Source organism: Weizmannia acidilactici (genome assembly GCF_008974225.1).
In the GTDB taxonomy this organism is placed as follows: Bacteria; Bacillota; Bacilli; order Bacillales; family Bacillaceae_C; genus Weizmannia; species Weizmannia acidilactici.
This window is the reverse complement of record NZ_BKZR01000001.1, coordinates 114535-129313: the sequence shown is the minus strand read 5'-3', so window position 1 is coordinate 129313 and position 14779 is coordinate 114535. Positions and strand designations below refer to the sequence as shown.

The 14779-nt window shown below is 46.9% G+C and carries 14 protein-coding genes; all 14 read right to left on the bottom strand.

The window, feature by feature from the left end:
* Positions 1 to 136 precede the first annotated feature (136 nt).
* Complete coding sequence (gene ricA, locus GBH70_RS00635) at positions 137 to 565, bottom strand: regulatory iron-sulfur-containing complex subunit RicA (RefSeq protein ID WP_151679207.1); 429 nt, start codon at positions 563 to 565, stop codon at positions 137 to 139.
* Entirely contained in the window at positions 565 to 2112 is a 1548-nt protein-coding gene (gene miaB, locus GBH70_RS00630) for a tRNA (N6-isopentenyl adenosine(37)-C2)-methylthiotransferase MiaB (RefSeq protein ID WP_151679206.1), read from the bottom strand. Before miaB ends, ricA begins: the two co-directional genes overlap by 1 nt.
* A 125-nt stretch (positions 2113 to 2237) precedes the next feature.
* On the bottom strand, positions 2238 to 3488 hold the full coding sequence (locus GBH70_RS00625) for a peptidase U32 family protein (RefSeq protein ID WP_151679205.1): 1251 nt from the start codon (positions 3486 to 3488) through the stop codon (positions 2238 to 2240).
* A gap of 12 nt (positions 3489 to 3500) precedes the next feature.
* A complete protein-coding gene (locus tag GBH70_RS00620; protein WP_253693296.1) occupies positions 3501 to 4409 on the bottom strand; it encodes a peptidase U32 family protein in 909 nt (302 codons plus the stop codon).
* Between the two features lie 306 nt (positions 4410 to 4715).
* Positions 4716 to 4976, bottom strand: a complete 261-nt coding sequence (spoVS, locus tag GBH70_RS00615) for a stage V sporulation protein SpoVS (RefSeq protein ID WP_013859169.1) — start codon at positions 4974 to 4976, stop codon at positions 4716 to 4718.
* A gap of 386 nt (positions 4977 to 5362) precedes the next feature.
* A complete protein-coding gene (locus GBH70_RS00610) occupies positions 5363 to 6163 on the bottom strand; it encodes a TIGR00282 family metallophosphoesterase (protein ID WP_151679203.1) in 801 nt (266 codons plus the stop codon).
* Between the two features lie 189 nt (positions 6164 to 6352).
* Complete coding sequence (gene rny / locus GBH70_RS00605) at positions 6353 to 7915, bottom strand: ribonuclease Y (protein ID WP_151679202.1); 1563 nt, start codon at positions 7913 to 7915, stop codon at positions 6353 to 6355.
* Positions 7916 to 8376: 461 nt separating this feature from the next.
* Entirely contained in the window at positions 8377 to 9423 is a 1047-nt protein-coding gene (recA, locus tag GBH70_RS00600) for a recombinase RecA (protein WP_151679201.1), read from the bottom strand.
* 281 nt (positions 9424 to 9704) lie between these two features.
* Entirely contained in the window at positions 9705 to 10943 is a 1239-nt protein-coding gene (locus GBH70_RS00595; RefSeq protein WP_151679200.1) for a competence/damage-inducible protein A, read from the bottom strand.
* 184 nt (positions 10944 to 11127) lie between these two features.
* The gene (gene pgsA / locus GBH70_RS00590; RefSeq protein ID WP_151679199.1) at positions 11128 to 11706 is read right to left on the bottom strand and encodes a CDP-diacylglycerol--glycerol-3-phosphate 3-phosphatidyltransferase; all 579 of its coding nucleotides are present in this window, start codon (positions 11704 to 11706) and stop codon (positions 11128 to 11130) included.
* A gap of 64 nt (positions 11707 to 11770) precedes the next feature.
* The gene (locus tag GBH70_RS00585; RefSeq protein ID WP_151679198.1) at positions 11771 to 12679 is read right to left on the bottom strand and encodes a helix-turn-helix domain-containing protein; all 909 of its coding nucleotides are present in this window, start codon (positions 12677 to 12679) and stop codon (positions 11771 to 11773) included.
* Between the two features lie 16 nt (positions 12680 to 12695).
* Complete coding sequence (locus tag GBH70_RS00580; RefSeq protein WP_151679197.1) at positions 12696 to 13487, bottom strand: DUF3388 domain-containing protein; 792 nt, start codon at positions 13485 to 13487, stop codon at positions 12696 to 12698.
* Positions 13488 to 13704: 217 nt separating this feature from the next.
* Positions 13705 to 13965, bottom strand: coding sequence for a DUF3243 domain-containing protein (locus GBH70_RS00575; RefSeq protein WP_151679196.1), 261 nt, complete (start codon positions 13963 to 13965; stop codon positions 13705 to 13707).
* 84 nt (positions 13966 to 14049) lie between these two features.
* Positions 14050 to 14772 carry an elongation factor P 5-aminopentanone reductase gene (gene ymfI, locus GBH70_RS00570; RefSeq protein ID WP_151679195.1) on the bottom strand — a complete coding sequence of 241 codons (723 nt, stop codon included), beginning with the start codon at positions 14770 to 14772 and terminating at the stop codon, positions 14050 to 14052.
* Positions 14773 to 14779 lie beyond the last annotated feature (7 nt).

Sequence of the window (14779 nt, the reverse complement as noted above, 5' to 3'; positions counted from 1 at the left end):
AGTTATGCAGAAGTTTTGGGGAGGTGCCCGGAAGTTTTAAAAAGAAAGATAGATTACATCAACCGCTCTGCGCCGGTTCTCCAAGAGGCTGCGTTAAAAAAAGCGGTGAGCACCGAAAAAGGCGCGCACCGCTTTTTTAGTGGATTTTGCCGGAAGAATATTTCACCTGTGAACCGGTCTGCCCTTTTAAAAGGTCTCCTCCCGTAGAGATAATGATTTCGTCCGTCACCGTATTGGAAATCGTATTCGCAACCAACTGGAGAAGATCATTCACATCCACCTGGGATTGCTTAAATTCCTGGACAACCGGGATATCGTTCAACTTTTCTTCCAGCGTATCAATTTTTTCTTCCACCTGTTTTAATGCTTCTGTTTTTCCATAATGCTGCAAGTTTACGGCCTGCTTTTGCAGGGCTTTGATACTGGCAATTAAATTGCGGACTTTCTCATTTTCATTGATTTGCGCCTCCGCACGTTTAAAATAGTCCACTTCGTCCGTTTCCGCAATCATTTTCGCGAGTTCCGCCGCTTTTGCAACAATATCATTTTTCGTAAACTTCGCCATCACGCTTCCACTCCGACCGCATCGGCGGCACCGACCATTTCCCCGTCCAGCGACCAAGTTTTGGCTTTTGTAATTTTGACCTTTACCAATTTTCCAATCGCCGATTTTGGCCCCTTGAAGTTGACCAGTTTATTTTTGCGGGTATAGCCGGCCAAAATATCCGGATTGTTTTTACTTTCGCCCTCAACCAGCACTTCAACGGTCTGGCCTTCGTATTTTTCCATTGCGGCTTTAGAGTATGCGTTCACCACTTCGTTCAGGCGCTGCAGCCGTTCTTTTTTGACTTCCACCGGGATGTTGTCTTTCATTTTTGCTGCCGGCGTGCCTTCACGCGGGGAATAAATAAAAGTATAGGCCGTTTCAAACCCGACTTCTTTATAAAGCGACAATGTTTCTTCAAACTGCTCTTCCGTTTCATTCGGGAAGCCGACAATAATATCGGTTGATAATGAAACGTCAGGAATCGCAGCTTTGATTTTGCGGACAAGTTCCAAATATTGTTCCCTTGTATATTTGCGGCCCATAATTTTCAAAATTTCGCTTGAACCTGATTGGACCGGGAGATGGATATGTTCCATCAAATTTCCTTTTTTCGCCAAGACTTCGATGAGGCGGTCGTCAAAGTCGCGCGGATGGCTTGTCGTAAAGCGGATGCGCGGAATATCGATTTTCCGGAGATCGTCCATCAAATCGCCGAGCCCGTATTCGATGTCTTCAAAATCTTTCCCGTACGCATTCACGTTTTGGCCGAGCAAAGTGATCTCTTTATAGCCTTGCGCCGCCAGTTCCCGCACTTCCTGAATAATGTCTTCCGGGCGCCTTGAACGTTCTTTGCCTCGCGTATACGGCACGATGCAGTACGTGCAGAATTTATCGCAACCGTACATGATATTGACCCATGCTTTGATATTGCCCTTGCGCACTTTCGGCAGGTTTTCGATGACATCCCCTTCTTTGGACCACACTTCCACAACCATTGCTTTCGACATATACGCTTCTTTTAAAATTTGCGGCAAGCGATGAATGTTATGGGTACCGAAAATCATATCGACATGCGGGTGCTTCTGTAAAATTTTATTGACAACGGACTCTTCCTGTGACATGCAGCCGCATACACCGATCAGCATATCGGGTTTTTCCGTTTTCAAATGTTTCAAGTGCCCGATTTCGCCGAATACTTTGTTTTCGGCATTTTCACGGATTGCGCATGTGTTCAAAAGGATCACATCAGCATCTTCAACCATATCAGTCGGTTTATAACCGAGCTGCATAAAAATGCCGGCCATGACTTCCGTATCATGCTCGTTCATTTGGCAGCCATACGTCCGGATATAAAACTTTAACCCTTCCCCCATGCCTTTCAAGTCTTCGTCGATTTGAAAATCTTTATAATATTGGACTGCTGCCCTGCTTCGTTTTCTCGCTTCTTTTAAATTTGGCGGGATATAGACAGATTGGAAATATTTACTGTAGTCCTTTTCGGATTTTTTGTCCGCAGGCTCCACTGATTTCACTCGCTGCTGCTCTAAGCGCTGTTTCTCGTTCATGGTAATCTCCTTTCTTTTTTACACTTGCCGATTGTTCGGCCAATGTAAAAGCCGGTTGCCCGGCAAATCATGCAATGCTTATACGTACTAGTATAAATGGTTTTTTCTTCTAACACAACAAGCCATTATCCACGGGCTGTACTCATCGGCGTTTTGCGCGTCCGCATTAAATAGTAAGGCTGAACAGGATGGTCGACGATTGTTTTTACAATCATCATTGCATTCGGGGCGCGCTCGATGCGGTTTCCGTCTTCATCCCACATCTCACGGATCGTTTGTTTGAAATGGACAAATTTCGGCCCGTAAAACTCAACTTCTTCCCCCACGCCAAAATTGTTGCGCTGCTGGAGCGTGGCTATTTTGGTTTCCGGGTCATAATCAAGCACCTGCGCCGTAAATGTATATTTCGGAATTTTGCGCGGGCGGCCGAACAACTGCTGATTTTCATCCGGCTCCCCGAAATAAAAACCTGTCGCCAGCTCCCGTTGTGCCACTTTCCAAATTTCTTCTTCCCACGCCGGGTCAAATTCAAATTGTTCCGGATCTTCGCAGTACGTATCGACTATCGCGCGGTAAACGTTGGTTACGGTCGAGACGTAGTGGATCGACTTCATTCTCCCTTCAATTTTAAAACTATTAACGCCTGCTTCAATCAATTCCGGGACGTGGTGGATCATCGTCAAGTCCACTGCGCTCATTGAAAACGGCTCGCCGTCAGCGGTTAATTCATTTGCCCCCGCCCCACCGATATTTTCAAATAATTCATATTTCCACCGGCACGATTGGGCACAGCCGCCGCGGTTTGCATCGCGGTTCGCCATATGGTTCGACAGCACACAGCGCCCTGAATACGAGATGCACATTGCCCCCTGCACAAACGCTTCGATTTCCATATCGGTATGTTTACGGATTTCGCGGATTTCTTCGAGGCTGACTTCGCGTGCAAGTACCACCCGTTCCAAACCTTCCTGTTTCCAAAATTCCAGCGTTTTGTAATTTGTTGCGGAAGCCTGCGTCGACAAATGAACGGCGAGGCCCGGTGCTTCTTCCATGCATATCGTAATAAAGCCCGGATCGGATACGATAGCGGCGTCAATTCCGATTTTCTTCAGCGTACGGAAAAATTCCCCTGCACCTTTAAAGTTGCCTTCATGGCCGACCATATTTGCGGCCACATACACTTTCGACCCGTGCGCATGTGCGAATTCAACTCCTTCTTTCATTTCATCATAAGTAAAATTACCTGCCCTTGAACGCAAACCGTAAGCCTGTCCACCGATATAAACAGCATCTGCACCATAGCGGATCGCCATTTTGAGTTTTTCCAAGTTCCCGGCCGGCGCCAGAACTTCCGGTTTATTGATAATTTTCCTCATGTTGTCTCCTCCTTACTGTACTTCATCCGGCTTTCTTAAGAAAAACCCGGTGCCAAGTTTCCGTGTTTTCGGTTGCAGATCCGAAAGTTCTGCTGAAAATCGGGCCGCATCAAACATGCCGGAAAGCAGCGCTTCTTTTGCCCGGACATAAAGTGCGGCTATATCTACAAATTGCTGCCCGCAGGTTAATATCCCGTCAAGCTTCCACGTATCAAGACCCGCGTTATGCAGTTCAGGCAAATAGGCGATCAGCGCAATATCCTCTGCTGAAAAAATATGGGTCCCGTTTTCATCCTGATAGATCGGATACTGGTATTCCGGGTCTTTCATTTCCCGGATGTTTAGGCCTGCTTCCCGGGACGTTGCGGCATAGAGATGCGTAAATTGATAGTAATTCGTCAGCAGTCTCCGTTTCGAGTGATGGATGCATGTCGGCCCGTACACCTGCACTTCCACTGGTTTATCCAGTTGCGACTGGATTTCTTTTAATTCAATAAACGTACATTCTCTTGCCGCAACTGCGCCTATTGCCCCGCGCTCCAACCAAAACCTGATTTGGTTTGCAGATGTGACGAGTGTCTGCGCATCATAAATATACGGGAGGTTAAGCTCTAACTCCTTTAACAGCATAATGACGCCCGGATCTCCGGCAATGATAGCGTCCACGCCCGCATTTTCAAGAAATGCCAAGTATTTTGGGAGCTCTTCAATGTGATCATTATGCATCAGCCCGTTTACGGCTGCAACTACTTTTCTATTGTATTCATGCGCAAGTTCTGCGATCTTACGGATATCTTCATTCATTAATGCTCCGGGCATGCGCAGCCCGAAACGGTTTCCCCCGATGTAGAGGGTATCAATCCCCGCATTGATCAGCGCTTCAGCCTGTTCGACTGATTCAGCGGTCGCAATGATATTAATCAACTTTATCCCTCCGTTTTAGCGCCCGTTTTCCAGGCTGTCCTCTATGTACATAAAAATAGCGCAAAAAACATAGCGCCGCAATTATACTTTACCATGTTTCCAGTATGATTTTGGTGACAAGTTATGACATTTTCCGCAATCTTGCCGGGCCGCCGAAAATACTGCAATATCGTTTGCATTACTTTGGCTGTGAAAAGGAACGAAAGGCCCGCTTTTGCTTCCCCCGCTTCCTGACCGTTTATCCCGCAGAATCATAAAAAAATCGCTGCCTGCAGCTGCAAACAGCGTACTCTTCCATCTATATCAGCGGGGTTCAACGATTAGTTTAATTGCAGTTCTTTCTTCCCCTTCAATCTGAATGTCCGTGAAAGCAGGTATGCAGATTAAATCCACGCCGCTCGGAGCCACAAATCCTCTTGCGATCGCGACCGCTTTCACGGCCTGATTGATGGCGCCTGCCCCGATTGCCTGGATTTCCGCTCCCCCTCTTTCACGAAGAACACCGGCAAGAGCACCAGCTACAGAATTAGGATTAGATTTTGCTGAAACTTTTAATATTTCCATTCCTTCTCCTCCTTGTTTACTTCCGTTAACCGAATGTCCGTTCAGAGTGACAATTCATGCCCAAACGCAAAGTTTTTCTGCTTGCCCGATGGCCATTTCAGTTGAAATGCACTCGCTGTAAACGGGGTGCTGCGCTAAAAGTGCAGCAGAACCGTCCCCGTCATGTTAGGTTGCTGATTTTCCTATGGATCCGTGCGGGCAAATGAACGTCTCTTGCTCAAGTTCTTCCCGGGGGAGATGCCGCCCGCACAGCAGGGAAAATCATTCCACTGCTACTATATTCCCCGTCTACGGGAGTTATGCAAGTAAATACAAGTACACCGTGGTTTTTCAAATGGAAGATTACGCAAATTCCACGCCTAAATAGATGTTGCAAAAAAACCCGCTTATTCTGAAATAAATGGGTGGTCTTCATTGATTAAAATATTTTTGATAGAAACTGCTTTACCGGTTTTTTTATCGAGTTCAATGACACAAGCGCTCAATATTTTTCTTCCAGATTTCGCTACTTCAAAACGGACCGGCAGCGAAGTCAGAAATTTCTTTAGCACTGCATCTTTATCCATGCCGAGGATCGCGTCATAAGGCCCCGTCATGCCGACATCCGTCATATAAGCCGTGCCGTTCGGCAATATTCTGGCATCTGCCGTTTGGACATGCGTATGCGTACCGACAACAGCGGAAACTTTTCCGTCCAAATGCCAGCCCATTGCCTGCTTTTCGCTAGTCGTCTCTGCATGGAAATCAACAAAAATGAAATGGGTCCTTTTTCTAACCATCGAAACGAGTTCTTCCGCTTTCCGGAACGGGTCATCAATCGCATTCATAAACGTTCTTCCCTGCAAATTCAAAATGGCAAATTCGGCCCCTTCCGCTTTGACAAACACCAAGCCTTTACCTGGTGTCCCGTCCGGAAAATTCGCCGGGCGCACCATCCATTTGGCATCCTCGATAAATTCAAAAATTTCTTTATTGTCCCAGGCATGATTGCCGAGCGTAACGGCATCCGCCCCGGCTTCCAGCAGCCCACGGTAAATTTTTTGGGTGATTCCCCGCCCTCCGGCTGCATTTTCACCGTTTACAATGGTCAGCTGCGGCTTGTATTTCGCTTTTAATTTTTGCAAATACTCATTGACCATATCGCGTCCCGGAGACCCGACAACATCCCCTATAAATAAAATCTTCATGTATATCCCTTTCTTTGCTGTGTAAGTGGATTTCATCTTTTAGATGTTAAGCATGTCCGATGATCAGGAAATCCGGCTGGCCCCGGTGATTTCGCTCAGCCCTCGTTTTCCGCAGGAGCCCCGTAATTTGTGATCATCAATGGTAAATAATTACAGATTTAAAAAAATAAGCGGTGAGCACGTCACCGCTTATTTTGCATATTCAACAGCCCGCGTTTCCCGAATGACCGTTACCTTAATATGGCCGGGATAATCCAGCTCATTTTCGATTTTTTTGCGGATATCACGCGCAAGACGATGGGCTTCCAAGTCGTCGATCTGTTCCGGTTTCACCATGATCCGGACTTCTCTCCCCGCCTGGATGGCAAAAGATTTTTCAACGCCTTCATACGACTCGGCAATTTCCTCCAGCTTTTCGAGGCGCCGGATGTAATGTTCGAGCGTTTCACTGCGCGCCCCCGGCCGTGCCGCCGACAACGCATCGGCCGCTGCAACGAGCACGGCAATGACCGACGTTGGTTCTGTATCGCCGTGGTGGGAAGCAATACTATTGATGACAACCGGGTGTTCTTTATATTTGGTTGCCAATTCCACGCCGATTTCTACATGACTCCCTTCCACTTCATGATCGACTGCTTTGCCGATATCATGGAGCAGACCGGCACGGCGGGCAAGCATTTCGTCTTCTCCGAGTTCGGCTGCCAGCAAACCGGAAAGGAACGCCACCTCAATCGAGTGTTTCAGGACGTTTTGCCCGTAGCTGGTACGGAATTTCAACCGGCCCAGTATTTTGATTAAATCAGGATGAAGACCGTGGACACCGACTTCAAAAGTGGTTTGTTCACCAACTTCGCGTATATGTTCATCCACCTCGCGCCTTGCTTTTTCAACCATTTCTTCAATGCGGGCCGGATGGATGCGGCCGTCTTGAACCAGTTTTTCCAGTGCAATGCGTGCCGTTTCCCGGCGCACCGGATCGAATCCCGAAAGAATAACCGCTTCCGGCGTATCATCGATAATCAGGTCAATACCTGTCAATGTTTCCAGCGTCCGGATATTGCGCCCTTCCCTTCCAATAATGCGCCCCTTCATTTCATCGTTCGGCAGATTGACAACCGATACCGTCGTTTCGGCAACATGCTCGGCTGCGCATCTTTGGATTGCCAATGAAAGGATATTTTTTGCCTTTTTGTCGGCTTCTTCCTTCGCCCGCGTTTCAGCTTCTTTTACCATTAAGGCCAAATCATGCGAAAGCTCCTTCTCCAGTTTTTCGATGATGATGGCTTTTGCCTGCTCGCGGTTCAGGCCCGAGATTCTTTCCAGTTCAGACTCCTGCTTTTTAACCATCTCCTCCAATTTGCTTTCCATCTCTTCAATATGTTGTTGTCTCAGGTTTAAAGAATCCTCTTTCTTTTCCAGCATCGATTCGCGCTTGTCCAGCGATTCATCTTTGCGGTCGAGGTTCTCTTCCTTTTGCAATAAGCGATTTTCCTGTCTTTGCAATTCATTTCTTCGTTCGCGCAGTTCCCGTTCCACATCTGTACGAAGTTTATGATTTTCATCCTTCGCTTCAAGCAGGGCTTCTTTTTTCAGACGGTCGGCTTCACGTTTTGCGTCACCCACAATTTGATCGGCCGTATTTTTAGCCGCTGCGATCTTTGCTTCGTAAATCGATCTTCGGATGAAATAGCCAACAACGACACCGACGATAAGGACAAGCAAAAGGGAGATGATCCATATGAGAGACTCCATCAATCTCACCTCCTCTTGCTATGAACTTTTTCTACGCTAAAAGATGTCGGCTTTACGTTAATCCATAAGGTTTACAGTATACAACGCTCAGCTTAAAAAGTAAAACGTCCATCCCGGAGAAAATCCCCACACCGATGTATATGCATTAAAACCAAATCATGAGTTTCCTCCCTGTGCGGTTTAAATGCCGCACGGCGGAATGATTCTTCCAGCCGTTCGCAAAAAGGCAATCCGGTAAGATATCCGAACCCCTTTCCGGAATCTGTCCGGAAACGGAGTAAGCTTTTCGCGCAGGAGAAAGTCATTTTTAGAAAATAAAATATACACATTAATTTTAAAGGTGGGAATATTTATTGTCAAGTGGAGCACATGGAATAAATTAGTAAATTTTTCTAAGTGGGCTACAGCCGCAAAAAAAGCGCCGGAATGCGTTCTGCATTTTAGGCGCTCTTTTTTGCGTATTATTCCAAATGGAATTCTTCCTGTTCTTCCGTATTTTCTTCGGCGGCCGGCTGGCTGTTTTCCGCCAGGCCGTAGTGCTCGCGGATTTTCATGGCAATCTCGTTGCGCAGATCCGGATTCTCTTTTAAAAAGAGTTTTGCATTTTCGCGGCCCTGGCCCAGCCTTTCATCATTATACGAGTACCAAGCGCCGCTTTTTTGGATAATATCGAGTTCGCTGCCCATATCAATGATTTCGCCTTCTTTTGATATGCCTTCCCCGTACATAATATCCACTTCGGCTGTTTTAAACGGCGGCGCAACTTTGTTTTTAACAACTTTAATTTTCGTTTTGTTCCCGACAATGTCGTTGCCCTGCTTGATTTGCTCGGCGCGGCGCACTTCAAGGCGCACGGACGAGTAAAATTTCAGCGCGCGGCCGCCCGGCGTTGTTTCCGGGTTTCCGAACATTACGCCTACTTTTTCGCGGATTTGGTTGATGAAGATAGCGATGGTGTTGGATTTATTGATGACGCCTGATAATTTGCGCAAAGCCTGGGACATGAGGCGCGCCTGGAGGCCTACATGGGAGTCCCCCATTTCCCCTTCAATTTCCGCTTTTGGCACGAGTGCAGCAACCGAGTCAATCACAATAATGTCGACAGCACCGCTGCGGACGAGCGCTTCGGCAATTTCCAACGCCTGTTCGCCCGTATCCGGCTGGGACAGGAGTAGTTCATCAATATTGACGCCGAGCTTTTGGGCATAAACCGGATCAAGCGCGTGTTCCGCATCGATAAAAGCGGCTTGTCCGCCCCTTGCCTGAACTTCCGCAATCGCATGGAGGGCAACAGTTGTTTTACCCGAACTTTCAGGCCCGTAAATTTCGATCACGCGGCCGCGCGGATAACCACCGACGCCCAGTGCAATATCAAGCGCAAGGGAACCGCTCGGGATCGTGAATACGGCCCTGTCCGTCTGTTCGCCCAATCTCATGATGGAACCTTTTCCGAATTGTTTTTCTATTTGTTTCAGAGCCTGGTCTAAGGCTTGTTGACGATCATTCACAAAATTTCCTCCTTTTTATTCATCACGGACTCTCGCAAGCAATGAACCTATACATATACTATACCCGTTTTTTATCCGTTTGCCAAGAAAAATATCGAACGTCCATTCGTGATTTTTTTGCTCCAAAACTTTAAAAAAAATCCTTTTTTCCCTGCGGAAAATCGAATTTTTCAAAGAAAAAGCCGCCAAAAATTAAAATTTTGCCGACATAGCTAAAAAAAACCTCTTCCGTGAAAAACCCGGTTGCCTTGCGGAAGAGGCCTTTATGGGCAAACCCGATATTATTTGCCCAGCATCTGCAAAAGATAGTAACAGCCGTATTTCACCGTCCTGCGGCGGACATTGTTGCGGGAGCCGGCAAGTTCCAAAAGATGGGCCCCGGTTTCTTTTCCCTTGACCGTAATGCCGATCCAAACCGTGCCAGGGGGATGGCCTTCAAGCGAATCCGGGCCGGCTACACCGGTAAAACTGATTCCGATATCCGCGCTCAGCAGCCTGCGGACATTTTCCGCCAGCTCTATCGCACATTCTTTGCTTACGGCGCCGTATTGGTCGAGCGTTTCCTTCTTCACATTTGCCAGTTTCATTTTCGCTTCATTTGAATAAACAACAATGCCACCTTTCAACATTGTGCTCACTCCCTGAATGGCGGCCATTTCCGATTCAAACATGCCGGCTGTGAGGCTTTCCGCGCATGCGAGCGTCAGCTGTTTTTCGGACAGTTTTTTCAACAGTGCCTCCATTAGTGTCGTTTCATTGTAGCCGTAAAAATATTGCCCGACAATTTGCAGGATTTCTTTCTCTTTTTCATCGATCATTTTGTTCGCGATTTCGGCTGATTCGTGTTTTGCCGTAATCCTGAGCGTCACTTCCCCTTCCGATGCGAGCGGCGCGACCGTCGGGTTCGATTGGCTGTCAATGATGTGCTGTACCTCTGTTTCCAGCTGCGATTCTCCGATCCCGAAAAAACGAAGCACACGTGACTCGATTCTTTCAATCGTTTCAAGTTCTTCCTGGATCGCCGGGCTGCCGTAATTGATAAACATCGGCTCCATTTCATGCGGCGGCCCCGGCAGAAGCATATAATAATGGTTTCCTTGTTTGGCGAACATCCCGGGCGCCATCCCGTGGTCATTCGGAAGCACTTTTGACCCTTCAATAACCAACGCCTGTTTTTTGTTGTTTTCGGTCATGTTCCGTTTTGTGCGGGCAAAGAATTGCTTAATGGAACGCATCGCAACTTCATCCGTCACGAGCTTTTTCCCGATATGGAAAGCGATCGTTTCTTTCGTCAAATCATCCTTTGTCGGCCCCAGCCCGCCGGTAAAAATGAGCAAATCGGCGCGTGCCTCGGCGGTTTTAATTGCCTCTTCAAGCCGCCCCGGATTATCGCCGACAACCGTCTGGTAGTAGACATCCACCCCGATTTCTGCCAAATGCTCCGCAATAAACTTCGCGTTCGTGTTGACGATCTGGCCAAGCAGCAGCTCTGAACCGACCGCAATAATCTCAGCATTCATTCCAATTCCTCCCTTTGATAAGCAGCAGAAAGATTATGTAGTCCTGTCGCCTCGGAACTTTGTGGCTGTTAAATGTCATAAGCGTGCAGCCAACTGGCAGGAACCGCGCAAAAAAAGGTGCTCTTTTCCTTTATCCAAAAATATATGCAAAAAAACAGTGAAAGGCGGACTTTCACTGAATTGTTCATTTTGAGTGGGCGAATACTTTCCGGTTTAAATAAAAATAATCAATGCCGGACCAGATTGTAAAGACAAGCGCCACCCACAAAGCAACGAGATCCATGCGGAAGGACAACGCCGCAAACGGGAAATTATGCAGAAGCAATAAAAGGATGGCAATAATCTGCGTCCATGTTTTAATTTTGCCAAGCATATTGGCTGCCACAACTTCACCGCCCTCGGCCAGAATCAGCCTTAAGCCTGTCACGGCAAATTCGCGGGCGATGATAATAATCACAATCCATGCCGGCGCAAGCTGTAGGCCGACAAGCAAAATAAACGCCGTGGAAACAAGCAGTTTATCGGCAAGCGGATCGAGAAACTTGCCAAAATTCGTGACAAGATTCATTTTGCGCGCATAATGTCCGTCAATCCAATCCGTCATCGAAGCAACCGCAAAAATCACCGCACCGACAAAATGGGTGACAGGGATTTTGGTATCCAGCCATTCGAGTGTGCCCCAATGGAAAGGCACCGCCATCACCATTAAAAAAATAGGAATTAAACATACGCGAGAAACAGTAATTTTATTCGGCAAATTCACTGAACTTTTCCTCCAACTGATCTATATATATATTTTCCGCAGAGAAAGCCCCCATTATATAAGCTTATTCCGTTTGTGTTGCATGAAACTGGATCACAATAACCTGGCGTACTTCTTTGGAAGCAGGAATATCGTATTTTAATTTTTTGCCGTTAATGTAGACTTCCGTGTTCACGGTATTTCCGATCGTAATCGTTACTTGTTTTTGTTTCGTGAGGTCGGCATTCTGGCTGTCGCCGTCATTCAATAATTTTTGGAAATTGGTTGAGCCGTCGCTGTTTTTCACCTGTATCCACGACTGCCCGCCTTTGGCTTTTAACTCGAGCTTAAATTGACCGGTACCGCTCAGCTTGTAAGTCGATGTATAGCCGCTTGATGAAATAGCTTCCAATTTCTGCCCCGTTTGCTGGTTTGCATTTTTTTTCGTTTCCGTAGAAATTGTTTTCGTACTTTTTGCCGTATTTTTTGTGCCTGTGGTGTTTTCGGATGTTGCCTTGTCAGAAGATTTCACATCACCTTGCTGCACGCTCACATTGCCCGAATTGCCGCTGCTTAATTTTTCCTTGCTGTTGTTTCCAGCAAAACTGGAAACAATAAACCACAGCAAAAACAAAATCCCGATAATCACAACGACTACAATGATCCTCGGCAGCACGTTCATCAATTTTACCGTATCCGGAGCCGCCGTTTTTCTCGTCTGTACACGGGTAATCTGCTCCGGAAATTCTTCATGTTCGATGCTCGGAATTTCGTTTTTAAACTCCTCAAATAGCTCTTCCGGCTGAAGCCCGACTGCCTCGGCATACTGCTTAATAAATGCCCGGACGTAAAATTTTCCAGGCATTGAATCATATTTTCCTTCTTCGATATTTTTTAAATACCTTTTTTGGATTTTGGTCATCTCCTGCAGATCATCCAGGCTGATGCCCTTTTCTTTTCTTACTTCCTTTAAACGATTCCCTAATTCCGTCATGGTAACACCTGCCAATCTAGTAATCAAATCCGCCAAATCCGCTTTGAAACATCCGGTTATTTTGCAGCATGTCGTATGTAATCTCCTGTGACGGATCTTCTCTCAGCTCAATAATATAGTCGAAATCGTCCAATGAGTATTCCGAGTGCTGCACAAAAATATCAGGGTGTTCCACCACTTTTACAGCCGGCAGGCGCATAATTTCGCGAATGAGCTGCCAGTGCTGTTCGTTTGCCCTTTCGGCGGATACGATCCCATCCATAATAAATATATTATTGACGTTGTATTCATCATCGATCAGGCTGCTTCTGACTGTCTGCTTGATCATCGTGGAGGAAAGAAAAATCCATTTTTTATTAGCGCACACGCTTGCCGCCACAATTGACTCGGTTTTTCCGACGCGGGGCATGCCGCGGATTCCGATCAGTTTATGGCCTTCTTGTTTAAAATGCTCAGCCATAAAATCAACAAGGATACCGAGATCATCACGCACAAACCGGAATGTTTTCCTGTCGTCGTGGTCCCGCTGAATATACCTGCCATGGCGCACTGCAAGCCTGTCCCGAAGTTTGGATTCCCTGATTTTCGTTACTTTTATCGTTTCCACTGTTTGCAAGATCGATTCGAGGCGACCGACCTGTTCCTCATTTTTTACAAGAAGAAGCAGGCCGCGCTTTCTATCGTCAACGCCATTAATGCTTTTGATGTTAATCGCCAACATACCCAAGAGAGAAGATATATCGCCAAGAAGCCCCGGGCGGTTGATTTTAATTTCATATTCCAAATACCATTCTTTCCTGTCCTCCACCTGGACCCCTCCCGCAACCGGATACTCACTAACTATATCTAGGTTATATGATATATGATTTTATATCAATAAGAAAGTGATAGCTCCAAAAATCACAAAAAAACATGAATTTTGTCGAGGTGCGTGCAAATCCTGCAAAAAAAACCGGCGGCATCTAAACAATTTACGGCTTTGGAGAAAAGCCGTAAATTGTTTTGGTATGGCACCGGCACCTTTTTTATGATTGGGATTCGTCATTTTGGACGAGTTTGACCATGACATTGGCAATCGCTTGTTGCTCTTCCTGTGATGCTACCGACCAGAGATCGGCCAGGACACGTTCTTGCTCATTTTTCGGCTCCACTTGCGCAGCAAGGTAATCCCCGACCTGTTCCGCAAGCTTGCCGATCGTTTCTTGGGACATGCCTTGCTGCTGTGCCTGGTGAAGGCGGTCCCCCAAAAAGTTCTTCCATTGGTCCCAGTTTTCTAATACACTCATTGCGCATCCTCCTTTCAAATGGTTCAGCATTAGTTTGCGACCTGGCGCGGAGGCTATGCATGGAAATATCAGCCGCCCGAATTTTTATATATACCAGCCCCCGTTTACAGCAATCGTTTGCCCTGTAATGTAGGCAGCTTTATCGGAGAGAAGGAAGGAGATCGTTTGGGCGATTTCTGCCGGTTTGGCGAGGCGGCCGAGAGGAATTTCTTCCTCTACGCCGGCAATTTCTTCTTCCGAAAATAGCCTGAGCATATTCGTATCGACTGCGCCGGGTGCAACAGCATTGACGCGCACGCCGCTTCTTGCCGTTTCTTTGGCCAGCGCTTTGGCAAAAGCAATTTGCGCACCTTTCATTGCAGAATAGACGGATTCACACGCAGCCCCCGTCTGCCCCCATATCGAACTGACAAGGATGATGTGCGAAGTTTCATTCTGCATCAGTTTCGGAAGCAGCAATTTTGACAAAAGCAGCGGCGATTTCACGTGAATACGATATTGTTCATCAATTGCGTTTTCTTCCATATCCGTTAATAAACCGTATTGGGACGTGCCGCTCGCATATACAATCGCATCGAGGTGGAAAATATTATCCACTATCGTTTGCACGCCGCCGTCTACAGCAAGATCGGCGCAGATCGGAATCGCTTCAACACCCCGCGCGGCGCAAATGTCCAACAGTTCTTTTACCGCTTCCTGATTTTGATGGTAATGCAAATAAAGATTCCAGCCTTCTTCTGCAAGCATTTTTGCAACCGCTTTTCCAATTCCTCCGCTTGCACCGGTAATTAAAGCAAATTTCTTCATTCTTTAT